Annotated in this window: 20 protein-coding genes and 2 rRNA genes; 14 read left to right on the top strand and 8 right to left on the bottom strand. The window is 65.8% G+C overall.

What is annotated here, in order from left to right; all coding sequences use genetic code 11:
* Both FURADRAFT_RS20850 and rrf read left to right on the top strand, forming a co-directional pair.
* Positions 1-531: ribosomal RNA gene (locus FURADRAFT_RS20850) — 23S ribosomal RNA — on the top strand; the annotation flags it as partial.
* Positions 532-649: 118 nt separating this feature from the next.
* A 5S ribosomal RNA gene (gene rrf, locus FURADRAFT_RS18150) occupies positions 650-763 on the top strand.
* A gap of 116 nt (positions 764-879) precedes the next feature.
* Here rrf and pdxR read toward each other — a convergent pair.
* Positions 880-2,352 (bottom strand): MocR-like pyridoxine biosynthesis transcription factor PdxR, encoded by a 1,473-nt coding sequence (gene pdxR / locus FURADRAFT_RS18145; RefSeq protein ID WP_008955634.1) that lies wholly within the window; start codon positions 2,350-2,352, stop codon positions 880-882.
* Between the two features lie 94 nt (positions 2,353-2,446).
* Here pdxR and FURADRAFT_RS18140 point away from each other — a divergent pair, with 94 nt between their 5' ends.
* From FURADRAFT_RS18140 to FURADRAFT_RS18125, 4 genes are all read left to right on the top strand, one after another.
* A complete protein-coding gene (locus tag FURADRAFT_RS18140) occupies positions 2,447-2,854 on the top strand; it encodes a rhodanese-like domain-containing protein (RefSeq protein WP_008955633.1) in 408 nt (135 codons plus the stop codon).
* Positions 2,855-2,901: 47 nt separating this feature from the next.
* Entirely contained in the window at positions 2,902-3,498 is a 597-nt protein-coding gene (locus FURADRAFT_RS18135) for a GNAT family N-acetyltransferase (RefSeq protein WP_008955632.1), read from the top strand.
* Between the two features lies 1 nt (position 3,499).
* The gene (locus FURADRAFT_RS18130; protein ID WP_008955631.1) at positions 3,500-4,138 is read left to right on the top strand and encodes an FMN-binding negative transcriptional regulator; all 639 of its coding nucleotides are present in this window, start codon (positions 3,500-3,502) and stop codon (positions 4,136-4,138) included.
* A gap of 89 nt (positions 4,139-4,227) precedes the next feature.
* Positions 4,228-5,667, top strand: coding sequence for a hypothetical protein (locus FURADRAFT_RS18125; protein ID WP_008955630.1), 1,440 nt, complete (start codon positions 4,228-4,230; stop codon positions 5,665-5,667).
* A 118-nt stretch (positions 5,668-5,785) separates the two neighbouring features.
* Here the strand turns inward: FURADRAFT_RS18125 and gabD are convergent, their stop codons facing one another.
* From gabD to FURADRAFT_RS18095, 6 genes are all read right to left on the bottom strand, one after another.
* Complete coding sequence (gene gabD, locus FURADRAFT_RS18120) at positions 5,786-7,246, bottom strand: NADP-dependent succinate-semialdehyde dehydrogenase (RefSeq protein ID WP_008955629.1); 1,461 nt, start codon at positions 7,244-7,246, stop codon at positions 5,786-5,788.
* Between the two features lie 63 nt (positions 7,247-7,309).
* On the bottom strand, positions 7,310-8,575 hold the full coding sequence (gabT, locus tag FURADRAFT_RS18115; protein ID WP_008955628.1) for a 4-aminobutyrate--2-oxoglutarate transaminase: 1,266 nt from the start codon (positions 8,573-8,575) through the stop codon (positions 7,310-7,312).
* 467 nt (positions 8,576-9,042) lie between these two features.
* A complete protein-coding gene (locus FURADRAFT_RS18110) occupies positions 9,043-10,344 on the bottom strand; it encodes a TolC family outer membrane protein (protein WP_040653207.1) in 1,302 nt (433 codons plus the stop codon).
* 119 nt (positions 10,345-10,463) lie between these two features.
* On the bottom strand, positions 10,464-13,595 hold the full coding sequence (locus FURADRAFT_RS18105) for an efflux RND transporter permease subunit (protein ID WP_008955626.1): 3,132 nt from the start codon (positions 13,593-13,595) through the stop codon (positions 10,464-10,466).
* 10 nt (positions 13,596-13,605) lie between these two features.
* A complete protein-coding gene (locus FURADRAFT_RS18100; RefSeq protein WP_008955625.1) occupies positions 13,606-14,679 on the bottom strand; it encodes an efflux RND transporter periplasmic adaptor subunit in 1,074 nt (357 codons plus the stop codon).
* Between the two features lie 15 nt (positions 14,680-14,694).
* Positions 14,695-15,354, bottom strand: a complete 660-nt coding sequence (locus FURADRAFT_RS18095; protein WP_008955624.1) for a TetR/AcrR family transcriptional regulator — start codon at positions 15,352-15,354, stop codon at positions 14,695-14,697.
* A gap of 141 nt (positions 15,355-15,495) precedes the next feature.
* Between FURADRAFT_RS18095 and argB the strand changes: the two genes are divergently transcribed.
* The 3 genes from argB to fdhA all read left to right on the top strand — a co-directional run bounded on the left by argB (position 15,496) and on the right by fdhA (position 18,595).
* Positions 15,496-16,371, top strand: coding sequence for an acetylglutamate kinase (gene argB / locus FURADRAFT_RS18090; protein WP_008955623.1), 876 nt, complete (start codon positions 15,496-15,498; stop codon positions 16,369-16,371).
* A 207-nt stretch (positions 16,372-16,578) separates the two neighbouring features.
* Positions 16,579-17,034: a CBS domain-containing protein gene (locus FURADRAFT_RS18085; protein ID WP_008955622.1), complete on the top strand. Its 456-nt coding sequence runs from the start codon at positions 16,579-16,581 to the stop codon at positions 17,032-17,034.
* Between the two features lie 364 nt (positions 17,035-17,398).
* Positions 17,399-18,595 carry a formaldehyde dehydrogenase, glutathione-independent gene (fdhA, locus tag FURADRAFT_RS18080; RefSeq protein ID WP_008955621.1) on the top strand — a complete coding sequence of 399 codons (1,197 nt, stop codon included), beginning with the start codon at positions 17,399-17,401 and terminating at the stop codon, positions 18,593-18,595.
* A gap of 80 nt (positions 18,596-18,675) precedes the next feature.
* Here fdhA and FURADRAFT_RS18075 read toward each other — a convergent pair whose 3' ends face one another.
* Positions 18,676-19,452, bottom strand: coding sequence for an IclR family transcriptional regulator (locus tag FURADRAFT_RS18075; protein ID WP_008955620.1), 777 nt, complete (start codon positions 19,450-19,452; stop codon positions 18,676-18,678).
* Positions 19,453-19,615: 163 nt separating this feature from the next.
* Here FURADRAFT_RS18075 and FURADRAFT_RS18070 point away from each other — a divergent pair, with 163 nt between their 5' ends.
* From FURADRAFT_RS18070 to FURADRAFT_RS18050, 5 genes are all read left to right on the top strand, one after another.
* Positions 19,616-20,803 (top strand): acyl-CoA dehydrogenase, encoded by a 1,188-nt coding sequence (locus FURADRAFT_RS18070; RefSeq protein ID WP_008955619.1) that lies wholly within the window; start codon positions 19,616-19,618, stop codon positions 20,801-20,803.
* 385 nt (positions 20,804-21,188) lie between these two features.
* Positions 21,189-22,382 carry a CaiB/BaiF CoA transferase family protein gene (locus FURADRAFT_RS18065; protein ID WP_008955618.1) on the top strand — a complete coding sequence of 398 codons (1,194 nt, stop codon included), beginning with the start codon at positions 21,189-21,191 and terminating at the stop codon, positions 22,380-22,382.
* Between the two features lie 218 nt (positions 22,383-22,600).
* Positions 22,601-24,220, top strand: coding sequence for an electron transfer flavoprotein-ubiquinone oxidoreductase (locus FURADRAFT_RS18060; RefSeq protein ID WP_008955617.1), 1,620 nt, complete (start codon positions 22,601-22,603; stop codon positions 24,218-24,220).
* A 291-nt stretch (positions 24,221-24,511) separates the two neighbouring features.
* Positions 24,512-25,066, top strand: coding sequence for a hypothetical protein (locus tag FURADRAFT_RS18055; RefSeq protein ID WP_008955616.1), 555 nt, complete (start codon positions 24,512-24,514; stop codon positions 25,064-25,066).
* A 119-nt stretch (positions 25,067-25,185) separates the two neighbouring features.
* On the top strand, positions 25,186-25,524 hold the full coding sequence (locus FURADRAFT_RS18050) for a DUF4870 family protein (protein WP_008955615.1): 339 nt from the start codon (positions 25,186-25,188) through the stop codon (positions 25,522-25,524).
* Positions 25,525-25,648: the final 124 nt, after the last annotated feature.

The raw sequence follows: 25,648 nt of genomic DNA, 5'->3' as shown, positions 1-25,648 counted from the left end.
GCGAAGCAGGACATAGTGATCCGGTGGTTCTGAATGGAAGGGCCATCGCTCAACGGATAAAAGGTACTCCGGGGATAACAGGCTGATTCCGCCCAAGAGTTCACATCGACGGCGGAGTTTGGCACCTCGATGTCGGCTCATCACATCCTGGGGCTGTAGCCGGTCCCAAGGGTATGGCTGTTCGCCATTTAAAGTGGTACGTGAGCTGGGTTCAAAACGTCGTGAGACAGTTTGGTCCCTATCTGCAGTGGGCGTTGGAAGTTTGACGGGGGCTGCTCCTAGTACGAGAGGACCGGAGTGGACGAACCTCTGGTGTACCGGTTGTCACGCCAGTGGCATTGCCGGGTAGCTAAGTTCGGAAGAGATAACCGCTGAAAGCATCTAAGCGGGAAACTCGCCTGAAGATGAGACTTCCCTGAGGGCTTGACCCTCCTGAAGAGTCGTTCGAGACCAGGACGTTGATAGGTCGGGTGTGGAAGCGCTGTGAGGCGTGAAGCTAACCGATACTAATTGCTCGTGAGGCTTGATCCTATCATTTGAGTGGCTTGGGCCACGCGGTGAATAGAGAGTGCGACGTACGATCGATTACCCAATTCGAAATGGAAGCTGAGAGGCTTCCAGGCTTCTTCCCGTTTGTTGACAGTTTATGTCTGGCGGCCTTAGCGAGGTGGTCCCACCCCTTCCCATCCCGAACAGGACCGTGAAACGCCTTAGCGCCGATGATAGTGCGGCATTGCCGTGTGAAAGTAGGACACCGCCAGACTCCCCTTATAAAAGCCCAGCTCATCCGAGCTGGGCTTTTTGCTTTGTGCTGGCGGAATGAATCCTCCACCGCGTCCACCTTCCTCCTCTCCGCAGACGGCAAGAAAAAAGGCCGGATCACCGGCCTTGGTGCTGCATTTCCTGTTCGAACAATTCCGCCATCCGTCGTGCTGCACGGCACAACTCGGCTTCCGGCACCCCGGCGTATCCCAGTACCAGTCCCCGCCGTGTGGCCGGTCCCCAGAAATGCCGGGCGAGCGGACGCAGCCATAGTCTTTCGCGCGCGGCGACGGCGCTCAGCTGCTGCTCGTTCACCGTATCCGGCAGGCTGGCGACCAGGTGCATGCCGGCCTCGCCGGGGGAGAGCGGCAGCTGTTCACCCAGGCGCTGGTGCAGTGTTTCGCGCAGCAGTGTCTGGCGGATCTGGTAGAGCTCGCGCATGCGCCGGATGTGGCGCGCAAAGTGGCCTTCGGCGATGAAGTCGGCCAGTGCCGCCTGTATGGCGTAATGTCCTTCTCGGTATAAGCGGGCGTAGCTGGCGCGGAACGGATCGATCAGGGCTTCCGGCAGAACTAGATATCCCAGGCGCAGGCCGGGATACATGACCTTGCTGAAGGTGCCAAGATAGATTACGGCACCACCGTTGGCCAGCCCCTGCAGTGAGGCGAGCGGCTGCGAGTGGTAGCGGAATTCGCTGTCGTAGTCGTCCTCGACGATCCAGCTGCGGTGGGCTTCGGCCAACTTCAGCAACTCCAGGCGCCGTCCCAGCGTCATCACCACGCCACTGGGGTATTGGTGCGACGGGGTGGCATAGATCAGCCGTGGAGCGCGCGCGGGAGGGGCCAGGGCCGGGTTCAATCCTTCTGCGTCGACCGGAACCGGCACGATGTCGAGGCCGGCGGCGGTCATCGCCGCCTGCGCCCCGGCGTAACCGGGTTCTTCCAGCCAAACCGTGTCACCGGGATCGGCCAGCAGGCGGGCGCACAGTTCCAATGCCTGCTGGGCGCCCTGAGTGATCACGATCTGTTCCGGACGGCACAGTACCGAGCGTGACTGGCGCAGGTAATCGCACAGCACCTCGCGCAGCGCCGGCAGCCCGCCATCGTGGCAGTAGCCGAGCCAGTCGAGGCTGGGCTGCTTGTTGTGGCGCGACAACAGACGTTGCCATTGCTGCTGCGGGAAGGCATCCAGCGCCGGGACGCCCGGTGCGAAGGCGCCGAGCACGCCTTGCGGCAGATTGCTGTGGCGACTCAGTTGCTCACCGCGCTGGCTGAGGCCGGGCAGGCGGGCTCCTGCCGCGGGTGACGGTGCGTCGCGCCCGGTGAAGACATCCGAGACGTAGGTGCCCGAGCCGTGCCGGCTCTCCAGGTAGCCTTCGGCCTGCAGCTGGTCGTAGGCAGCGAGCACGGTGTTGCGCCCCAGTCGCAGCTCGCGTGCCAGCTGGCGCGAGGCGGGCAGGGTGCCGCCGCCGGATAGGCGTCCCTGGCGGATCCAGTCGCGCAGCTGATGATAGAGCTGGCGGTGCAGTGCTTCGCTGCCCTCGCGTTGGAGGACTTGCTGCAGGGCGTCGACGATCCAATCGCTGCTCAAGGTGGTTCCTTAAGTGATGGCAAAGTGGTTCTTTTGACGGGATGACTTTGCCTGTAGCCTGACTCCATGTCCACTCTGGGAAGAGGAGTCCGAGATGCTGATGGATCCGTGTGCGTTTTATGCGGCCAAGCTGGCCTACGAAATCGATTCGGCCGATGTCTACGCCATGCTGGAGCGTGGCGAACCGCTGTTGCTGATCGATGCCCGCTCGGCCGATGCCTATGCCCGCGAGACCCTGCCCGGCGCGCTCAGTCGGCCGCATCGTCTGATGACGGCGGAGAGCACCGCGGATCTGCCGCGCGACCGCCTGCTGGTGACGTTCTGCGACGGCATCGGCTGCAACGCGTCGACCAAGGGGGCGCTGAAGCTGGCGGAGCTGGGGTTCCCGGTGCGCGAACTGATCGGCGGCGTTGATTGGTGGAAGCGCGACGGCTATGCGACCGTGACCGGCGAGCTGGCCCGGCAAGCCGGGCCGAGCGGTCCGGCGGCCTGCTCATGCTGAGGGTGGAGCTATGAAGCGCTTTGATACGTGGTTGAAGGGAGCATGCAATGAGGTTCTGTGAGCCGATCACCTTGAATGGACGGTACGCCCGGCTGGAGCCGCTGACGCTGGAGCACCATGATGGTCTGGCGGCAGCGGTCCGCGACGGGGAGTTGTGGCGTTTGTGGTATACCGCGATCCCGACCCCGGACGGCATGCGCGCCGAGATCGAGCGCCGTCTGACGCTGTCGGAGCAGGGCAGCATGCTGCCGTTCGCGGTACGCCGACTCGACAAGGGCGAGCTGTGCGGCATGACCACCTTCATGAATGTCGAACAGGAACGGCGGCGCGTCGAGATCGGTTCGACCTGGTACGCGCACAGCGCGCAGCGCACGGCAATCAATACCGAGTGCAAGTTGATGCTGCTCGCGCATGCCTTCGATGCGCTGGGCTGCATCGCGGTGGAGTTTCGCACCAGCTGGATGAACCAGGCGTCGCGTGCGGCGATCGCCCGGCTCGGGGCCAAGCAGGATGGCATCCTACGCAATCACCAGCTGCTGGGCGACGGCGTTTACCGCGACACCGTGGTGTTCTCGATCATCGATCAGGAGTGGCCGGCGGTGCGGCAGCACCTGCGCTTCAAGCTGGATAGCCGGGAGGCGTGAAATGTACCTGCCCAAACATTTCGAGGCCCCGAGCACGGAGGCCATGCACGAGCTGATGCGCTTGGCGCCGTTGGCCACGTTGGTCGCGTCGACGGCGGCGGGGCTCGAGGCTAACCACATCCCGCTGCTGTGGTCGCCCGACCCGGCCCCGTCGGGCTGCCTGCGCGGCCATGTCGCGCGCGCCAACCCCTTGTGGCGCAACGTCACGGGGGAGTGCGAGGCACTGGTGGTCTTCCACGGTCCCGACGCCTATGTGTCGCCGGGTTGGTATCCGAGCAAGCGCACGGACGGCAAGGCGGTTCCGACCTGGAACTACGTGGCGGTGCACGCCTACGGCCGGCTGCGCGTGATCGATGACCGGGACTGGCTGCGCGAACAGCTGACGCTGCTGACGGCCGAGCACGAAGCCGGCATGGCGTCGCCCTGGCAGTTGAGCGATGCCCCGGCCGACTACATCGACAAGCTGTTGGCGGCGGTGGTCGGCATCGAGATCGTCGTTAGTCTGCTGGAAGGCAAATGGAAGGCGAGCCAGAACCAAGCCGCGGCCAACCGGGCGGGCGTGGCCGCCGGGCTGGCGGCGAGCGGCGACGCCGGAGCGGCACGGATGGCGGCGCTGGTGGCGGCGGGAGGGGCGCGCTAAGGGTGCGGGCGGAGAGGTCGATAGGTTTCACCGCTGGCTCGGCTCGGAGTAAAATATAACGTTTATTCCGCTGATCGATGTAGAGACCGATGAAACCCCATCCCCGCAATGCCCGCATCAAGGGTGAGCCGCAGCCGCCCAGCCGTTTCATTTTCGGCGACGCCGTGGACGAGGCCGGACTGGAGCCGTGGGAGTACGTGGTCCACACCGGATCGCCCGCCTTCGTCTGCCGCCTGGTCGGCAACGACGTGACGCCGTTCGCCGGCCGCGACAGCACCGAGTTCGCCAGTGCCGTGCTGTTCGACGACGAGGAGCAGCTGACCCATTACGTCTGCAACAGCGGCTTCCGGCTGTTCGATTTTTCCTTCCGCGACGAGGTGCCCAGCGCCGCCCGCCTGCAGTCCATCTGCGACGAGGCGATGACGGTCTATCAGCGCCTGCAGCAGGTCTACAACGAGCGCGACATGGGGCCGAAGGCGCGCGAGATGCGGGTCGGGCCGAGCGAGCCGCTGCCGCCGGCCGAGCGTGCGCGCGCGATCCGTTCGCTGGCCGAAACCGCCCAGGCCGCGGTGGTCGACCCGGTGCGCCGGGTGCAGCTCTCCGCCGACGTGCAGATGGCGTTGGCGGGCGGCGACCAAGCGGTGTTCACCGAGGCCCAGCTGGCGTTGCAGGGCGAGGTGCCGGCGCGCCAGCTGCTGGTCGATACCGCGCGCGACTGCATCGCCTTCCCCGAGGTGGTGCGCCAGGACGGCAGCAGCGTGTCGTTCGAGCTGTGGGCGCTGCCGTTGGCGTTCTCGCGCGCGCAGGGCGGGGTGTGGTGGCACTTCCCGCTGCTGGAGCGCATCGAGGGGGTGCTGGCGGATGCGCTGGACGTGCCGTCGCAGGCCATTCTGTGGGTGTCGCCGACCCTCTTCACACTCGACATGCTCAACGAGCGCTCCTGCCAGAACCTGGTGCACCTGGCGCCGGTGATGGACAGCGGCTGCGATTTCGCCCCGGTCGAGCCGGAGCCGGCGCGCGCCACCTTCGAGGCGGCGCGCAAGACCCAGCAGCCGCAGCTGGTGCTGGCGTGGATTCCGTTCATCGTCGAGCGCGGCGTGCTGACCGTGGAGCGGGTGCGTCAGCTCGGCCGCAAGGCGCTGGAGCTGACCATGCCGGTGGTGCAGCAGGCCATCGCCAGCGAGATGGAGTACGGCGAGGCCGAACTGTTCACGCCGTTGCCATGGTGGGAGGCGTTGTCCGCCGGGGTGCAGGCCTGGAACCGCAAGCGCCTGGGCATGACGGTGGCGCTGGTGGCGGCGGGCCAGGGCGGTCTGCAGGAGCTGGAAGCCGTGGCGGAGTATCAGCCCGAGCTGCAGGGCTACGACGTCGGGCTCAAGCTGAAAGGCAGCGAGGAGGTCCTGGCCCATACGCCGTGGATGCTGGTGCCGGATGTGGCGCCGGACCGCGAGTTGTCGTTCCACGACCTGGCTTCCTGCCTCAAGGAAGCGGGGATTCCGCTGTCGGAGCGGGTGGCGCGGCTGCACTGAGACCGGGCGTTGCCGCCAAGGTTGGCCGAAGCCTGTCGTTCGGCCAAGCGGCAAAAAAAAGGGGCCGGTCTCAGCCGGCCCTAATTCGCTTCACACCTGACAGGGTCTTACAAATTCATCAGCGGTCGATACCGCCCAGCAGCACGTACTTGATTTCCAGATAGTCTTCGATGCCGTACTTGGAGCCCTCGCGGCCCAGGCCGGATTGCTTCACGCCACCGAACGGCGCGGCCTCGTTGGAGAGGATGCCGCTGTTGACCGCGACCATGCCGTACTCCAAGCCTTCGGAGACGCGGAAGATGCGGCCGATGTCGCGCGCGTAGAAGTACGAGGCCAGGCCGAACTCGGTGTCGTTGGCCATCTGGATCGCTTCTTCTTCGGTCTTGAAGCGGAACAGCGGCGCCAGCGGGCCGAAGGTTTCTTCCTTGGCGACCTTCATCTGCGGCGTCACGCCGGTGATCACGGTCGGCTCGAAGAAGCTGTGGCCCAGGGCGTGGCGCTTGCCGCCGGTGACCAGCTTGCCGCCCTTGGCCAGCGCGTCGGCGATGTGCTCTTCCACCTTGGCCACCGCGTTCAGGTCGATCATCGGGCCTTGCGTCACGCCGGCTTCCAGGCCGTTACCCACCTGCAGCTTGGCGACGGCGGCGGCGAATTTCTCGGCGAAGGCGTCGTACACGCCGTCCTGCACCAGGATGCGGTTGGCGCAGACGCAGGTCTGGCCGGCGTTGCGGTACTTGGAAATCATCGCGCCTTCGACCGCGGCGTCGAGGTCAGCGTCGTCGAACACGATGAACGGCGCGTTGCCGCCCAGTTCCATCGACACTTTCTTCACGGTATCGGCACACTGCGCGATCAGCTTGCGGCCCACTTCTGTGGAGCCGGTGAAGGAGAATTTCTTCACCGTGTCGGAGCCGGTCAGCACGGCGCCGATTTCGCTGGAGCCGCCGGTGATCACCGAGAACACGCCTGCCGGGATGCCGGCGCGGTGCGCCAGCTCGGCGATGGCCAGCGCCGACAGCGGCGTCTGGCTGGCCGGGCGCACCACCATCGGGCAGCCGGCGGCCATGGCCGGAGCGGCCTTGCGCGTGATCATGGCGTTGGGGAAGTTCCACGGCGTGATCGCGGCGGTGACGCCGATCGGCTCCTTGGTCACCAGGATGCGCTTGTCGGCGCCGGTGGACGGAATGGTGTCGCCGTAGATGCGCTTGGCTTCTTCGGCGTACCACTCGATGTAGCTGGCGCCGTAGGCGATTTCGCCCTTGGCCTCAGCCAGCGGCTTGCCCTGTTCGGCGGTCAGGATGACGCCGAGGTCTTCCTGGTTGGCCATCATCAGGTCGAACCACTTGCGCAGCAGGTTGGCGCGCTCCTTGGCCGACTTCTTCTTCCAGCTCTTGAACGCTTCGGCAGCGCCGGCCACGGCGCGCTCGGCTTCGGCGCGGCCCATTTTCGGCACGTGGGCGATAATCTCGCCGGTGGCGGGGTTGGTGACCGGGATGGTCTCGCCGTTGTCGGCGTCCAGCCACTCACCGTTGAGATAGCACTGCTGCTTGAGCAGCGACGGGTCTTTCAGGTTCAGCATCATGTTCTCCGTGTGCGGGACGCTTCGGCCAACCTGGACAGGTTGGCCGAAGGGCAGGGCGGCTCAGGCGCGCAGGGCGGCGTCGAGCTTGGCCAGCGCTTCCTGGAATACGCTGTCCTCGATGGTCAGCGGGAACAGGAAACGTACCACGTTGGCGTAGGTGCCGCAGGTCAGCAGGATCAGGCCGGATTCCAGCGCCTTCTGCTGCACCTTCTTGGTGAACTCGGCATCCGGCTCGTGGCTGCCCGGCTTGTTGAATTCGACAGCGATCATCGCACCCAGACCACGCACTTCGGCGATCTGCGGCACGGCCTGTTTCAGACCGTGCAGTTTTTCCTTCAGTTCCTCGCCCAGACGGTTGGCGCGCTCCAGCAGCTTCTCTTCCTGGATCACGGAAATCACCGCCTTGGCCGCGGCCAGCGCCAGCGGGCTGCCGGCGTAGGTGCCGCCCAGCCCGCCCGGGGCCGGCGCGTCCATCAGTTCGGCCTTGCCCACCAGCGCGGCCAGCGGGAAGCCGCCGGCCAGCGACTTGGCCAGCGTCATCAGGTCCGGCGCCACGCCGAAGTGTTCCATCGCGAACAGCTTGCCGGTACGGGCGAAGCCGGCCTGTACCTCGTCGGCGATCAGCAGGATGCCGTGCTGGTCGCACAGCGCGCGCAGGGCTTTCACCCACTCGGTCGGGGCCGGCACGAAGCCACCTTCGCCCTGAACCGGTTCGAAGATGATGGCGGCGACGCGCGACGGCTCGATGTCGTACTTGAACAGACGCTCGAGGCTGGTCAGCGAGTCGGCGATCGACACGCCGTGCAGCGCATTCGGGTAGAGGCCGTGGTAGATGTCGGCCGGGAACGGGCCGAAGCCGATCTTGTACGGGGCGACCTTGCCGGTCAGCGCCATGCCCATCATGGTGCGGCCGTGGAAGCCGCCGCCGAAGGCGATCACGCCGGAGCGCCCGGTGGCGGCGCGGGCTACCTTGATGGCGTTCTCCACGGCCTCGGCGCCGGTGGAGAAGAACGCGGTCTTCTTGGCGTAGTCGCCCGGGGTCAGGGCGTTGAGCTGCTCGGCCACCTCGACGTAGAGCTCATAGGGGACAACCTGGTAGCAGGTGTGGCTGAACTTGTTCAACTGTTCAGCCACGGCAGCCTGCACCTTGTCGTGAAGGTGACCGGTATTCAGGACGCCGATGCCGCCGGCGAAATCGATGTAGCGGTTGCCTTCCACGTCCCACAGCTCGGCGTTCTTGGCGCGTTCGGCGTAGAAGCCGCACATCACGCCGACACCGCGCGGAGTGGCGGCGGCTTTGCGTTGCTGCAGTTGTTGGTTGCTCATGAGGTCTCTCCTGTGTTCTGTGCCTGTGTGTCGGGCTGAGTGGGGTGGTCTCTACGGGTCCATGCCGGGGGCCCTGCGGCGATAGCGGCGTGCGCCGTCGTCGTGGGCCGCTCTGCTGAATCGGTCTGGGCCCGGCGAGCAGCACGGGTTGAGCAAATTCTAGACGGGTGTTTATTAAAAAGCTACGTTGTACTTAATAAATTAAACGGCAGGACGGCGCGAGTGTTGCGCTGCCGCCAAAGAAAACCGGCCGGAGGGAGCCGGCCGGAGGGTGTGAGGTGAATCGTAAGCATTTGTTTCGGCAGGGATAAAACGGGATCTGAGCCAAGCCGGCCGGGCTGTGCTTGGATCGTGCCACGGCGCAGGCACGCAGGCGGTGGCGAGGGGCAGGACCAGGCCAACATGCCTGGTGGTGCTAAACAAAGCGGGGCATCGCGCTGTGCCGGCGCCGGCACGCCGGGTGAGGCTCAGCGCACGATGTAGGCGTTGACCTCGGCCAGCTGCTGCGGCCCCAGCTGGCCGGCGGCCTGCGCCAGCTGCAGCTTGGCGAGCAGGTAGTTGTAGCGTGCCTTGGCCAGCTGGGTCTGGTCGTTGTAGTACTCCTGCTCGGCCTGCAGCAGATCGAGGTTGGTGCGCACGCCGACCTCCTTGCCGAGCCGGGTGGAGTCGAGCTTGCTCTTGGCCGAGACCAGCAACTGCTGCTGCGCCTTGACCAGGGCCGCCCCGCTGGTGACGCCCAGATAGGCCTGGCGCACCTGCTCGCGCACCTGGCGGCGCGTCGCTTCCAGCTTGTCCTTGGCGCTGTTCTCGTTGGCCGCCGCCTCGCGCACCCGCGAGTTGATGCCGCCGCCGGCGTACAGCGGCAGCGTCAGCTGCAGCCCGACCGAGGACGCTCGGGTGTGCGCGGGGAGGGTGCTGTTGTCGGTGTTGTCCTTGTAGCCGGCGGTGAGCGACACCACCGGCAGGCGCTGCCCGCGCTTCTCGGTCAGATCCTGGCTGGCCAGCGCCAGGTTCTGCTCCTGTGCCTTGATGTCGAGGTTATTGGCCAGTGCCTGGGCGATCCAGCCGTCGAGATCGACGTTGGTCGGCTGATCCAGCGGCAGCGCCGGCGTGACGGCCTGCACCGCGAGCGGATCGAGCCCGGTGAGACGGCGCAGGGCGTTGCGCTTGATCTCGAGATCGCTCTCGGCGAGGATTTCCTGCGCCACCGCGCCGTCGTAGCCGGCCTGCGCCTCGTGGGTGTCGGTGATGGTGGCGGTGCCGACCTCGAACGCGGTCTTGGCCTGCTCCAGCTGGCTGGCGAAGGCCTTCTTGGTGGCCTGGGTGGAGGCCAGCGTGTCCTGCGCCAGCAGCACGTTGAAGTAAGCCTGCGCCACGTCGACGATCAGCTGTTGCTCGCTCGCGGCGAAGCGGGTGTCGGCCAGGGCGCTGCTGGTCTTGCCCTTCTGGTAGCCGGTGTACTTGCTGACGTCGAACACGGGCTGCGTCAGCTGCACGCCGACGCCGTGCGTGGTGAAATTGCCGCCGGCGACGGAGGGCTGGATCAGGTTGGTGCGGCTGTAGTCGGCGCTCAGCGCCACCTGCGGCAGCAGCCCGGCACGGCCCTGCGGCGCTTTTTCGTGGCCGGCGTCGCGGTCGTAGCCGGCGGCGGCGAAGGACGCGTCGTAGCCGCGCGCCTGCTGCCAGGCCTCCATCAGGTCGAAGGCCTGGGCCGGCAGCGCCGCGGCGGCGATCAGCAGAGCGGTCAGGGTACGGATGCGTGATGTCATTGCTGTTCTCGTCAAAGGCTGTTGCCGGAGCCTGTTCCGGATGATGTCGTTCTGGTTCGGGGCCGCCGCGCCGGTAACGGCGTGGCGGGCGGCTTCCCGGCCGAGGCGTGTCATGCTCGTCATGCCTCGGCGCCTGCCGGCTGCGGTGCGGTGCCGGGCGTCCCCGCCGTGGCGCGCGCGACGTGGTCCTGCGCACGCGGCGCGGCACGCTGCACCTTGAACCACTGCGCGTACAGCGCGGGCAGAAACAGCAGGGTCAGCACCGTGGCCACCAGCAGCCCGCCCATGATCGCCACCGCCATCGGCCCCCAGAAGGTGCTGCGCGTCAGCGGAATCATCGCCAGGATCGCCGCCAGCGCGGTCAGCATGATGGGGCGGAAGCGGCGCAGGGTGGAACCGACCACGGCCTCCCAGCGCTCGATGCCCTCGCCGATGTCATGCTCGATCTGGTCCACCAGAATAACCGAGTTGCGCATGATCATGCCCGACAGCGCGATCACTCCCAGCATCGCCACGAAGCCGAACGGGGCACGGAAGGTGATCAGCGTCAGCGTCACGCCGATCATGCCGAGCGGCGCGGTGAGCACTACCATCAGCGTGCGCTGGAAACTTTGCAGCTGCAACATCAGCAGGGTCAGCACCACCACGATCATCAGCGGCGCCACCTTGGCGATGGCCTGCTGCGATTTCACGCTGGATTCGACCGAGCCCCCCATCTCGATGTGATAGCCCAGCGGCAGCGTGGCTTCCAGCTGCTTGAGACGGGGAGCCAGCGCCTGCACCACGTCCGCCGCCTGCACGCCGTCGGCGGTGTCGGCGCGTACCGTCACCGTCGGCAGCCGGTTGCGGCGCCAGATGATGCTCTCCTCCGGCTGGTACTCGATGCGTGCCAGCTGCGACACCGGGACGAAGCGCCCGTTCGCGGCCTGCACCATCAGGTTGCCCAGGCCGGCGACGTCGGTCTTCTCGGCCGGGTTGAGGCGCGCCTCGACGGTGATGGTGCGGTCGCCCTCGCGCAACTCGGTCACAGCGGCGCCGGAAATCAACAGCTGCAGTTGCCGGCCCAGGCTCTGGGTCGACACGCCGAGGGCGCGGGCACGGTCCTGGTCGATCACCAGGCGCAGCGACTTGATCTGCTCGCCCCAGTCGTTGTTGACCTGGCGCGTGCCGGGCTGGCTGCGCAGCAGCGCTTCCAGCCGCGCGGCGATGCGTTTCACTTCCTCGTGGCGTTCGCCCATCACCCGATACTGTACCGGATAGCCTACCGGCGGCCCGTTTTCCAGCCGGATCACGCGTCCGCGCAGTGCGGGGAAGTCGCTGTCGAAGGCGCGCTCCAGGTCGCGCTTGACCGTTTCGCGTACCTTCTCGTCCCGGGTCATCACCATCAGCTGGGCGTAGTTGAGGTGCGGCATCTGCTGGTCGAGCGGCAGGTAGAAGCGCGGCGAGCCGCCGCCGACGTAGCTGGTGATGCTGTCGACGCCGGGGTGATGGGCGAACATCGCCTCCAGCTTCTTCGTCTCGCGCTCGGTGGCCTGGTAGCTGGCGCCCTGCGGCAGCCACAGGTCGACCAGCAGTTCCACGCGGTTGGAGGAGGGGAAGAACTGCTGCGGCACGAACAGCCTGAACGCCCCCAGCGACAGCAGAAACAGCGCCAGCGTGGCGGCGATCACGCTCTTGCGGTGGTCGAGACACCATTCCAGCACGCTGCGAAAGCGCCGGTAGAACGGCTTGTGGTAGACGTCGGCGTGCTCTCCCTCGGCCTTGAACGTCGGCAGCAACTTGAAGCCGAGGTAGGGGGTGAAGATCACCGCCACCACCCACGACAGCACCAGCGCCAGCCCGACCACGGCGAACAGGCTGAACACGTATTCGCCGGCGTTGGACTTGGCCAGCCCCACCGGTAGGAAGGTGGCGGCGGTGATCAGCGTGCCGGTGAGCATCGGGAAGGCGGTGCTGGTGTAGGCGAAGGTGGCCGCCTGGTAGCGGTTCCAGCCCTGTTCCAGCTTCAGCGCCATCATCTCCACCGCGATGATGGCGTCGTCCACCAGCAGGCCCAGCGCGATGATCAGCGACCCCAGCGAGATGCGCTGCAGGTCGATGTTGAAGAAGTACATGGCGAGGAAAGTCATCGCCAGCACCAGCGGGATCGACAGCGCCACCACCACGCCCGAGCGCCAGCCCAGGCTGAAGAAGCTCACCGCCAGCACGATGACCACCGCCTCGATCAGCGAATGCATGAACTCGCTGATCGAGTGCCCCACCACCTTGGGCTGGTCCGACACCGGCGCGATCTCGACGCCGAGCGGCAGCGCCGCCTTGACGCGTGCCAGCAACTGGTCGAGGTCGCGTCCCAGGCGCAGCACGTCGCCGCCGTCCTTCATGCTGATGGCGAGCCCCAGCGCCGGTTTGCCGTTGAAGCGCATGCTGAAGCCGGGTGGGGTGACGAAGGCGCGGTGCACGGTGGCGATGTCGGCGAGGCGGAAGCTCTGGCCGTTCACCGTGATCGGGGTATTGCGCACCGCCTCCAGCGTGCCGTAGGCGCCGCTCGGGCGCACCCAGATGCGTTCGCCGGCGGTCTCAAACACCCCGGCCGGCGTCACCGCGTTCTGCTCGGCCAGCGCGTTCCAGATGGTGCGGGTGTCGAGCCCCAGCGTGGCGAGCCGGCTGGTGGAGAGGTCGACGTAGAGGCGCTCCGGCTGTTCGCCGACGATGTCGACCTTGCCGACGTCGGGCAGGCGCAGCACTTCCTGGCGCGTGCGGTCGGCGTAGCGGCGCAGCTCCTCGGCGCTGAAGCCGTCGCCGGTGAAGGCGAGGATGTTGCCGAAGGTGTCGCCGAATTCGTCGTTGAAGAATGGGCCTTTCAGGTCGGCGGGCAGGTTCTGGCGGATGTCGCCGAGCTTCTTGCGCACCTGGTACCACTGCTCCGGCACCTTGTCCGGCGCGATGCCTTCGCGCAGGTTGAGCAGCAGCTGCGCCTCACCGGGTTTGGTGAAGCTCTTGACGTATTCCAGCCCGTCCAGCTCCTGCAGCTTCTGTTCCAGCTTGTCGGTGACCTGCTGTTCCATCTCGCTGGCGCTGGCGCCGGGCCACACCACCTTGACCATCATCGCCTTGAAGGTGAACGACGGGTCTTCCTTCTGCCCCAGCTGGGTATAGGCCCAGGCGCCGGCCAGCATCAGGGTGATCATCAGGTACAGCACCAGCGCCTGGTGCTTGAGCGCCCACTCGGACAGGTTGAGTCGTTGTTTCATGGCGGACACCTCAAGGCTGGAGCAGGCGGACTTGCTGGCCGTCGCGCAGCAGGTGCACGCCGGCGCTCACCACCTGTTCCCCGGTTTTCAGCGCGCCGCTGACGCGGGCAACGCTGTCGTCGATGCCCTGCACGCTGACCTCTCTTCGGCCAACCTTGTGGCTCTTGGGATCGATCACCCAGACGTAGTGCCGGCCGTCCTGGTCGAGCAGGGCGGAGAGCGGCAGCTGCAGGTTACGGTTGCTGTCCGGCGCCGGCAGCGTCACGGTCGCGCTCATGCCCAGCGCCAGCCCGGCGTTGGCACCGTCGAGGCTGATGCGCGCGGCGTAGGTGCGGGTGGCGGGGTCGGCGTCGGCCGACAGCTCGCGCAAGCTGCCGTTGAAGGTCTGGCCGTCGGCCCACAGCTTCACCTGCAGCGCCTTGGCTTCACGCAGCGCCGCCAGCGCGTTCTCCGGCACCTGGATCGCGACTTCGCGCGGACCATCCATGGCCAGCCTCAGCACCGGCTGGCCGGCGGCGACCACCTGGCCGGCCTCGGCGCTGACGCTGCCGATCACGCCGTCGGCGTCGGCGACGAGCGTGGTGTAGGCGTTCTGGTTGCGGCTGCCGGTGAGCTGGGCCTGGGCCTGCTGCAGCTTGGCGCGCGCGGCGTTGACGGCGTTCTGCTGGCGCTCGACCTGGGCCGGGCTGATGAACTGCTTGCCCAGCAGTTCCTGGGAGCGCCTGAGGTCGGCCTCCTGCTGCGTGAGGTCGGAGCGGGCGGCGGCGAGCTGGGCCTGTTTGGCGGTGAGGTCGAGTTCGTAGTCGCTGGCGTCGAGCCGGGCCAGGAGCTGCCCCTTCTTCACCCGCTCGCCGGCATTCACCAGGCGCTGGGCGATCTTGCCGCCGACGCGGAAGGCCAGCGGCGTTTCCTGCCGGGCGCGGATGTCGCCGGCAAAGCGGGCGCCAGGCTGGGAGGCGTTGTCGCCGGCGGTGACGTAACGTACCGGGCGGATCTCTTCCTGTACTGTCGCCTCCTTGGCACAGGCGGCGAGCCCGAGCACCGCCACGGCGGTGAGGAGCCAGCGAGAGTGAGGTGTCTTCATCGTGTTGGGCCTTGCTTAGTTGTTGTTATGACTGGGGGCGCACAGGCCATTGAGGACCAGGTCGAGGGCCTCGGCCAGATGATGGCGCGAATTCTTGTAGGAATAGCCGGCGCCTTCCGGCACCACCTTGCCGAACGAATGCGCCCAGGTCATCGCCAGCACCAGCGGCGCCAGCAGGGCGTCGGTGGCGCTCTCGATCGGCACCGCGCGGAATTCCCCGTTGGCGATGCCGCGCTGCAGGATGCGGCCGACCATGCAGAGGCTGGGCTGGATCACCTCGGCGGCGTAGAACTGCGCGAGTTCGGGGAAGTTGGTGGCCTCGGCGATCACCAGCTTGCAGATGCCCGCCAGCTCGGTGCAGCCAACCTCGTCCCACCACTTGAACATCAGTTGCTGCAACAGCTCGGCGGCGCTGCCGCTGTGCTGCCGTTCGATCTCGGCGAATTCGGCGAAGCGCGATGACAGGTTGACCTGGATCACCGCCTTGAAGATTTCTTCCTTGTTCTGGAAGTACAGGTAGGGCGTGCCCTTGGTGACGTTGGCGGCGCGCGCGATGTCTTCCATCTTGGTGGCGCGAAAGCCCTTCTCGACGAACAGGCTCAGCGCCGCGTCGAGGATTTCCGACGGCCGGGCGTCTTTCTTGCGCTGCCAGCGCGGCAGGGTGGGTTCGGTCATGGTGGTTGCTGAATAGCTGTTCAGTAGTGGAATGCAAATGTACTGGATGCGGGGGCAGCCGGCAATTAATAAATAACAGTTCAGCAACGTGATTGATTACAATGCAACACTTCCCGTATCCCCTTACCCAGGAGACCGCACGTGACCGTATCCGCCACCGAAAAGGCGCTCATCCTCGCCGAGGCGCTGCCCTACATCCGCCGCTTCAACGACAAGACCATCGTGATCAAGTACGGCGGCAACGCGATGACCGACGACAAGCTGAAGGAGGACTTCGCCAAGGACGTGGTGCTGCTGAAGCTGGTTGGCCTGAACCCGGTGGTGGTGCATGGCGGCGGCCCGCAGATCAACGACATGCTGGAACGCGTCGGCAAGCACGGCGAGTTCATCCAGGGCATGCGCGTTACCGACCAGGAAACCATGGACGTGGTGGAAATGGTGCTGGGCGGCCAGGTCAACAAGGAGATCGTCTCGCTGATCAACCAGCACGGCGGCAAGGCCGTGGGCCTGACCGGCAAGGATGGCCACTTCATCCGCGCCCACAAGCTGTTCCTCAAGGGCGAGGGCGAGGGCGAGCAGATCGACATCGGCCGCGTCGGCGAAATCGACGTGATCGATCCGGCGCTGGTGTCGCTGCTCGACTCGCAGGACTTCATCCCGGTAATCGCGCCGATCGGTGTCGGCAGCGACGGCGAGGCCTACAACATCAACGCCGACCTGGTGGCCGGCAAGTTGGCCGAAACCCTCAATGCCGAGAAGCTGGTGCTGATGACCAACACCCCGGGCGTGCTGGACAAGAACGGCAAGCTGCTGACCGGGCTGACTGCCGAGAGTGTCGAGGCCCTGTTCGCCGACGGCACCATCCACGGCGGCATGCTGCCCAAGATCAGCTCCGCTCTCGACGCCGCCAAAAACGGCGTCAACTCGGTGCACATCATCGACGGCCGCGTCCCGCACGCGCTGCTGCTGGAAATCCTCACCGACGCCGGCGTCGGCACCATGATCCGCGCCAAGTAAGCGCGGCTGGGCAGCTATTCGTTCCGGATCATCTATAGTGGAGGCATAGTTCCAAAAAGCATTAGACGCGAGAACGCGAAGGCAAGTGAGCGGGGCCACGGACAGTACAGATAGTACGGCAAGGCCCCCGCGTAGCGCCGCCGACAAAGTTATCGTGTTTAAGGCGAATTGGAACAACAGGTCCAAACGTCTGCAAAGGGGGATCGCATGCAAACCGTACGACAATTGCTCGACAGCAAGCCCAACCGGCAACTGATCTTCGTCAGTCCCGACGCCACGGTATTCCAGGCCCTGCAGGTCATGGCCGAACAGAACGTCGGGGCGGTCCTGGTGATGCACGCCTGCGACGTGCACGGCATCTTTTCCGAGCGCGACTACGCCCGCCGCGTGGTGTTGCAGGGGCGGACTTCGGCCGGCACCCACGTGCGCGAGATCATGACCAGCCGCGTGGTGTACGTGACCCCCGAGCAGACCGTGGACGAATGCATGGCACTGATGACCGAGAAGCGCATTCGCCACCTCCCGGTGATGGAGGGCTGCGAAGTGCTGGGTGTGGTCTCGATCGGCGACCTGGTGCACGCCACCCTCGAAGCGCAACAGCTCACCATCGACCAGCTGGTGCACTACATTCAGGGTGAACCGGCCAGCCCTCCCCGGATGTAAGCGCACGGCAACAAGACGCCCGGCCTCGTGCTGGGCGTTCTGCTGCCGGCCTGACCTCCTTTCCTGTTGTATCCCCCCAACGCTTTTCTGCCGTGCCACCCCCGCGGGGCGCTGTCGCCCCTGGTTGTTTGCGGCGGCGGCCGGCCGCTGTCGTTTTGCCATGAAGCGCCGTTCTGGCTCGGCGACGGTGTGGTGGCCGGTGCAAGACGTGGGTGTCCGATTTTTCCGCATGTCGGTTTTTGGCCGTTGTGGGGCGTTTTCTGTCTCGTTGCCGGGGGGCGATCGCGCCTATTGTCGCGAAGCGCGCCGGCCGACGCTTTGCCGCGCCGTGCGTGTAACCCATCGAAAAATTCGGAGGCAGACAATGAGCGACAATCGCGGTGTGGTGTATCTGGGACAAGGGCATGTCGAGGTGCAATCCATCGGCTACCCGAAAATGGTCGATCCGAGCGGCCGGCCGATCGGCCACGGCGTCATCCTCAAGGTGGTGACGACCAATATCTGCGGCTCGGACCAGCACATGGTGCGCGGCCGCACCACGGCCGAGGTCGGGCTGGTGTTGGGCCACGAGATCACCGGGGAGGTGATCGAGATCGGCCGCGACGTCGAGACGCTGAAGATCGGCGACCTGGTGTCGGTGCCGTTCAACGTGGCGTGCGGCCGCTGCACCACGTGTAAGGAGCAGCACACCGGGGTGTGCCTGAACGTCAACCCGTCGCGTGCCGGCGGTGCCTACGGCTACGTCGACATGGGCGGCTGGATCGGCGGGCAGTCCGAGTACGTCATGGTGCCGTACGCCGACTTCAACCTGCTCAAGTTCCCGGACAAGGACAAGGCGATGGAGAAGATCCGCGACCTGACCTGCCTGTCCGACATCCTGCCCACCGGCTACCACGGCGCGGTGACGGCCGGGGTGAAACCGGGCTCGACCGTCTACATCGCCGGCGCCGGTCCGGTCGGTATGGCTGCCGCCGCTTCGGCGCGTCTGCTGGGCGCCGCAGTGACCATCGTCGGCGACATGAACCCCGAACGTCTGGCGCACGCGCGTGCAGTGGGCTTCGAGACCGTGGACCTGTCGCTCGACGCCACGCTGGGCGAGCAGATCGCGGCCATCCTCGGCACCCCCGAGGTGGATTGCGCGGTGGATTGCGTCGGCTTCGAAGCCCGCGGCCACGGCACGCACGCCCACGAAGAGGCGCCGGCCACGGTGCTCAACTCGCTGATGGAAGTCACCCGCGTGGCCGGTGCCATCGGCATCCCGGGCCTGTACGTGACCGACGACCCGGGCGCGACCGACGCCGCCGCCAAGCGCGGCAGCCTGTCGATCCGTTTCGGTCTCGGCTGGGCCAAGTCGCACTCCTTCCATACCGGCCAGACCCCGGTAATGAAGTACAACCGCAACCTGATGCAGGCCATCCTGTGGGACCGTCTGCCGATCGCCCAGATCGTCAACGTCAGCGTGATCTCGCTCGACGAGGCGCCGAACGGCTATCGCCAGTTCGACGGCGGCGCGCCGCGTAAATTCGTCATCGATCCGCACGGCACGCTCAAGTCGGCCTGATCGTTCCGCCACAAACCAAGCGGGCGAACGCAATGCGTTCGCCCGCTTTTTTTTGTCTGGTGTTGTGGCTGCCGGCGGCGTCAGGCCGCCCCCGGCGCGATGCGCCGCGCCATCTGCTGCAGTGCCGGCGCGATGTCGCGCTCGAAGCGCTCCGCGGTGAACAGCGCCGCCGGGCCGCTGGCGTTCAGGCTCATCGGCGGCTGGCCCGGAATCGGCGACGGCAGCGGCACGCCGATCGCCATCACCTCCGGCACGAATTCCCCGAACGAGCTGGTGTAGCCCAGCTCGCGGCATTGTTGCAGCGCGGCGTCGAGGCGGTTCTTGATCGGCGGCCAGTTGCCGCCGTAGCGGCGGGCTAGTTCCTCGTCCAGCCGCATCCGCTCCGTGGCGCCGAGGCCGGCGTAGCAAGCGCGGCCGATGGCGGTGGTGGCGACCGGCACGCGCGAACCGACCGTCAGCTGCACCGACACCCGCGCCGCACTGCGGCAGGTCTCCAGGTACACCATGTCGCTGCCGTCGCGCATCGCCAGGCTGACCGAGACATTGTGCGCCAGCGCGAACTCGCGCATCAGCGGCGCGGCGGCACGGCGCACGTCGTAGCTCGCCAGCACCACCGAGCCCAGTTCCAGCACCGCCAGCCCAAGTCGATAAAAGCCGCTGTCCGCTTCGTGGCTCAGGTAGCCCAGCTGGGTCAGGGTGTGGGTCAGCCGCGACACCGTGGATTTGGGCAGGCCGGTGCGCCGCGCCAGCTCCTGGTTGGACAGCCCGCTCTCGCCGGAGCGGAAGGCGGACAGCACCGTCAGGCCGCGTGCCAGCGCGGTCACGAACAGCCTGTCCTTGTCGTGCTCTTCCGTCATGGTGTTCTTCTTCCTGTGGGGTTTGGCGCGGCAAGCATAGCCTGCCTGCTCGTTGCGGCCAAGAAAACGCTTTACAAGCCAGCGCGGCGCTTGCTAGTCTATTTCACATAGTAAAACCAAATTCTGCATAGCGGAACAATGAAACCGCAAAGGAGAGTCGCCAATGGCCGCCCCGACCAGCCGTGCCCCGTTTTCCTGGGAAGATCCGCTTCTGCTGGAAACCCTGCTGACCGAAGAAGAGCGCATTGTGCGCGATACTGCCCACGCCTACTGCCAGGAACGTCTGATGCCGCGCATCCTGACCGCCAACCGCGAGGAGCGCTTCGACCGCGAGATCATGAGCGAGATGGGCGAGCTGGGCCTGTTGGGTTGCACCATCGACACTCACGGCTGCGCCGGCCTCTCCCACGTCGCCTACGGCCTGATCGCCCGTGAAGTCGAGCGCGTCGATTCCGGCTACCGCTCGGCGATGAGCGTGCAGTCGTCGCTGGTGATGCACCCGATCTGGGCCTACGGCACGGAAGCGCAGAAGGACAAGTACCTGCCCAAGCTGGCGACCGGCGAGTGGGTCGGCTGTTTCGGCCTGACCGAGCCGGACGCCGGTTCCGATCCGGCCGGCATGAAGACCCGCGCGCGCAAGGTCGACGGCGGCTATCAGCTCAAGGGCAGCAAGATGTGGATCACCAACAGCCCGATCGCCGACGTGTTCGTGGTCTGGGCCAAGGACGACGACGGCGAAATCCGCGGCTTCGTGCTGGAAAAGGGTATGCAGGGCCTGTCGGCGCCGAAGATCCACGGCAAGTTCTCGCTGCGCGCCTCGATTACCGGCGAGATCGTGATGGACGACGTGTTCGTGCCGGAAGAGAACCTGCTGCCGGGCGTGAAGGGCCTGAAGGGGCCGTTCGGCTGCCTCAACAAGGCGCGCTTCGGCATCGCCTGGGGCGCCATGGGCGCCGCCGAGTTCTGCTGGCACGCGGCGCGCCAGTACACGCTGGACCGCAAGCAGTTCGGCCGCCCGCTCGCCGCCAACCAGCTGATCCAGCTCAAGCTCGCCAACATGCAGACCGAGATCGCGCTGGGTCTCGCCGCGGCGTTGCAAGTCGGCCGCCTGATGGATGCCGGCCGTGCCGCGCCGGAGATGATCTCGCTGATCAAGCGCAACAACTGCGGCAAGGCGCTCGACATCGCCCGCGTCGCGCGCGACATGCACGGCGGCAACGGCATCGCCGACGAATTCCACGTCATCCGCCACGTGATGAACCTGGAGGCGGTCAACACTTACGAGGGCACGCACGACGTGCACGCCCTGATTCTGGGCCGGGCCCAGACCGGGATTCAGGCGTTTGCCTGATAGGGAGCGGCCGCCGAGGCTCCACCCGGCGGCCATGGTCGTTCCTGTCTGTTCTTGAGGCCCGGCTTGTCCGGGCCCTTTTTTCTGCCGTGACAGCCCTGAGCGGATGGCCGACCGTCCGTTGCGGCTTGTTTCGGCCAACCTTTATGACAAGTTTGCAGAGCCTGTCCCAGTAGGCGGGCGAGCCAAGGCAGGTTGAGTGTCGCCCGAGCACAGGAACCGGAATGTACACGGAGTACATGAGGATTCCTGATCGCGGAGCGAATCCCTGCGTGCAAATCTTCGATTTGCTCAGCGATGGATTCGCACGCTCAGAGTATCGCCGGCGCTCGAGATGCGAAGGCACGGCCGCCTAATCGGGCTGGTTCTTACAGAGGAGATAACAATGTCTGGCGCCCTTTCCGGTTTCAAGGTTCTCGATCTGACGCGCGTATTGGCAGGGCCGTGGACCGGCCAGCTGCTGGCCGACCTCGGCGCCGAGGTGATCAAGGTGGAGCGTCCCGGCCAGGGCGACGACACCCGGCAGTGGGCGCCACCCAGCCTGCCGGACGGCACCGCCGCCTACTTCCTGTGCGCCAACCGTGGCAAGCGCTCAGTCACCGTCGACATCACCCGTCCCGAGGGCCAGGCCATCGTGCGCAGGTTGGCCGAAGAGGCCGACGTGCTGTTGGAGAACTACAAGGTCGGCGGGCTGAAGAAATACGGGCTCGACTACGACAGCCTCAAGAGCCTCAACCCGCGCCTGGTGTACTGCTCGATCACCGGCTTCGGCCAGGACGGCCCCTACGCCGAACTGCCCGGTTACGACTACATCGTGCAGGGCATGAGCGGGCTGATGAGCATCACCGGCCCGGCCGACGGCGAGCCGCACAAGGTCGGTGTCGCCGTGACCGACCTCTTCACCGGCCTCTACGCCGCCAACGCGGTGCAGGCGGCGCTGCTGGCCAGGAGCCGTACCGGGCAGGGCCAGTACATCGACATGGCGCTGTTCGATTGCTCGCTTGCCATGCTGGCCAACGTCAACATGAACTGGCTGGTCGGCCGCACCGTACCGCCGCGCCTGGGCAACGCCCACCCCAACATCGTGCCCTACCAGGTGTTCAAGACCGCCGGCGACGGCCACTTCATCCTCGCCTGCGGCAACGACAAGCAGTTCCGCGCGGTGTGCCAGTTGATCGGTCAGCCGCAACTGGCCGATGACGAACGCTTCGCAAGCAACCCGGCACGGGTACAATACCGCGAGCAACTGGTGCCGATGTTGGCCGAAGCCTTCCGCGCCCGCAGCCGCGACGAGTGGCTCAAGGCGCTCGACGAGGCCGGTGTGCCGTGCGGGCCGATCAACAACGTGGCCGAGGCCTTCGCCGATCCGCAGATCCGCCATCGCGGCATGGAAATCCATCTGGAAGACAGCGTCGGCCAGGACGTGCCGCTGGTGGGCTGCCCGATCAAGCTGTCCGGCACGCCGGTGGAGTATCATCGGGCCCCTCCCAAGCTCGGTGCCGACACCGACGAGGTGCTGGGCGCGCTGGGGTATGATGGTGAGGCAATTGTGCAACTGCACCAATCAGGAATAATTTAAACGCTTGTTTGATTTTTGACGGATGGCTGGATTCATTGCATCATGATCGCCATTGAATTCCAAACAGCATCAGGAGCGAGAAAACGAAGCCCGTCAGGGCGAGTTTCTGCGAAGCTAAGGCGAAGGCAAGTGAGCGTAGCCGACAAAGTTGTCGCTTCTAAGGCGAGTTGGAATAACGTCATGCGGATGAGCGAGGAGTAGCGGTGGAACGCGAATACATGGAATACGACGTGGTGATCGTCGGCGGCGGCCCTTCCGGCCTGACCGCGGCGATTCGCCTCAAGCAGCTGGCGGCCGAGAAGGGCCAGGAGATCAGCGTCTGCCTGCTGGAGAAAGGCTCCGAAATCGGCGCCCACATCCTCTCCGGCGCGGTGCTCGAACCGCGCACGCTGAACGAACTGATCCCCGACTGGAAAGACAAGGGCGCGCCGCTCAACACCCCGGCCCAGAAGGACCAGTTCCTGCTGCTGACCGAGACCGAGTCGATCCAGCTGCCCACCCCGCCGCAGATGCACAACGAGGGCAACTACATCATCAGCCTCGGCAACTTCTGCCGCTGGCTCGGCCAGCAGGCCGAAGAGCTGGGAGTGGAAATCTACCCCGGCTTCGCCGCCGCCGAAGTGCTCTACCACCCGGACGGCTCGGTCAAGGGCGTGGCTACCGGCAACGTCGGCACCGGCAAAAACGGCGACCAGGACGGCGAGCCCGGCATCGAGCTGTGGGCCCGGCAGACCGTGTTCGCCGAAGGCTGTCGCGGCTCGCTCACCAAGACCCTGTTCGAGCGCTTCAAGTTGCGTAACGGCGCCGACCCGCAAACCTACGGCATCGGCATCAAGGAACTGTGGGAGGTGAAACCCGAGCTGCACCAGCCGGGCAAGATCACCCACACTGCCGGCTGGCCGATGGACACCGCTACCTACGGCGGCTCCTTCCTCTACCACCTGGAAAACAATCAGGTGGTGGTCGGCTTCGTGGTCGGGCTGGACTACCAGAACCCCTACCTGTCGCCGTACGAGGAATTCCAGCGCTTCAAGACCCACCCGGCGATCCGTGGGGTGTTCGAAGGCGGGCGGCGCCTGTCCTACGGCGCGCGCGCCATCTCCGAAGGCGGGCTGCAGAGCATTCCCAAGCTCACTTTCCCGGGCGGGGTGCTGATCGGCGACACCGCCGGCTTCCTAAACGTGCCCAAGATCAAGGGCACCCACACCGCGATGAAGTCCGCCATGCTCGCGGCCGAGGCGATCGTCGAGGCGCTGGCCACGGCCCAGGAAGGCCAAGCGGTCGAGGCCAGCGCGTACACCGCCAGGTTCAAGCAGAGCTGGCTCTACGACGAACTCTACCGCGTGCGCAACATCCGCCCGGCGTTCCGCTGGGGGCTGTGGCCGGCGATGCTCTACTCGGCGCTGGACACCTACCTGTTCCGCGGCAAGGCACCGTGGACGCTGCACCACAAGCACGCCGACCACGAGTGCCTCAAGCCCAAGGACGAGTGCACGCCGATCGCCTACCCGAAACCGGACGGGGTGCTGACCTTCGACCGCCTGTCGTCGGTGTTCATCTCCAACACCAACCACAGCGAAGACCAGCCGGCTCACCTCAAGCTGAAGGATCCGAGCGTCCCGATCAAGATCAATCTGGCGCAGTACGACGCGCCGGAGACGCGCTACTGCCCGGCCGGGGTGTACGAGATCGTCGGCCGCGAGGAGGGCGAACCTCGCCTGCAGATCAACGCGCAGAACTGCGTGCACTGCAAGACCTGCGACATCAAGGACCCGACCCAGAACATCAATTGGGTGACGCCGGAAGGCGGCGGCGGGCCCAACTACCCGAACATGTAATCCAGCAAACCCGGCGTCATGCCGGGTTTTTTTATCCCCTTGCGCCTTGACAGGGCGAGGTGGCTGTCGGCATGATGGCACCATGCTTAAATCCTTTGTCACCTCTTACGTCTATTTTTATTGGTACCGCAGCTCATGGCGGCGCCAAGGGGCGTGTGTGCTCTGACAAAGCAAACCAACACACCAGATTCCCGACAAATGCCGCCGCGGTTCAGGCGGCATTTGTCTTTTCAGCTCCCGGCAAATGATCTCCAGAACCGCAGTCACCCGACTTCACTGGAGAACGAGATCATGAACCCCCGCCACGATGCCTTGCTTAGCGCCGACGCGGCCCTGCCGAGCCTGCCAGGCTGTGCTATCACCCTGTTAAGGGATGTGGAATTGCTGTCCGAGGGTGCCAACGGCGTGGCCGAACTGCGCGCCACCCAGCCCATGCCCGGCACCTTGCTGCTGGCGGAATCGCGCCTGCCCGGCATCCGCACCGTCGCCATGCTGCTGGCTGCCTCCCGTCGCCGACACGACGGCAGCCATGCCCCGGCGCGTTTCAGCGATGCGGCCGACTGGCTGGCGGCGCGCATCCTGCTCCTGGGCTTGAGCCATGTCGCGGTGAGCGCCGATACGCTGCCGCAACTGGACGAAGCCAACCGCCGCTTGGCGGTGCTGGCGCAACGGCTGGGGCTGCCGTCTCGCCCGGCGGTGCCGGTGATGACGGGAGCGGCGCAGACCGAGGTGGCCGGGCCGAGCCTGCCGCTGTGGCTTGAGCGCTGCCCGGTGGAGGAGGTTATCCGCTTCTGCCGCGACGAGACGGCCAAGGTCCTGGCGCGCTGGAGCGCGGTCGGCGTCTAGCTCCGAACCGCTCAGGCTGGCGTCGCTGCGTTACCTTGCGCTACTGTCTGTGGCCGTGGGCCAGGACGGGACGGCTTTGCCGGCGTGCCGGTGGCCATCCGATAAAACAAGGAAAACGCATGGAACTGATCGACCACGAATTTGAACGCAAGCTCAACAACCTGACGCTGGCCGTCTACATCCTGCAGGCGCTGAGCCTGTTCGTCGGCGTGACGGCGATCGTCGCCATCATCATCAATTACCTCAAGCGTGACGACACCCGTGGCACGCTGTACGAGAGCCATTTCCTGTGGCAGATGCGCACCTTCTGGTGGGGATTGCTGGGGCTGGTGCTGGGCTACCTGACGGTGTTCCTGTTGGTCGGCTTCGTGATCCTGTTCGCGGTCTACGTCTGGCTGATCTATCGTGTGGTGAAGGGCTTTCTCAATCTCAATGACGGCAAGCCGATGCCCTTGTAAGAGCCTATCCCATTAGGCAGTTGCGCCTTCGCATCTTGAGCGCCGGCAGTGCTCGGAATCCTCATGGACTACGTGTCCATTGCGGTTCCTGTGCGCTGGCAGCACTCAACCTGCTTTGGCTCAC

The organism is Pseudogulbenkiania ferrooxidans 2002, from assembly GCF_000174355.1.
Lineage (GTDB): Bacteria > Pseudomonadota > Gammaproteobacteria > Burkholderiales > Chromobacteriaceae > Pseudogulbenkiania > Pseudogulbenkiania ferrooxidans.
The sequence above is the reverse complement of the archived record's forward strand: the minus strand, read 5'-3'. Positions and strand labels throughout refer to the sequence as shown.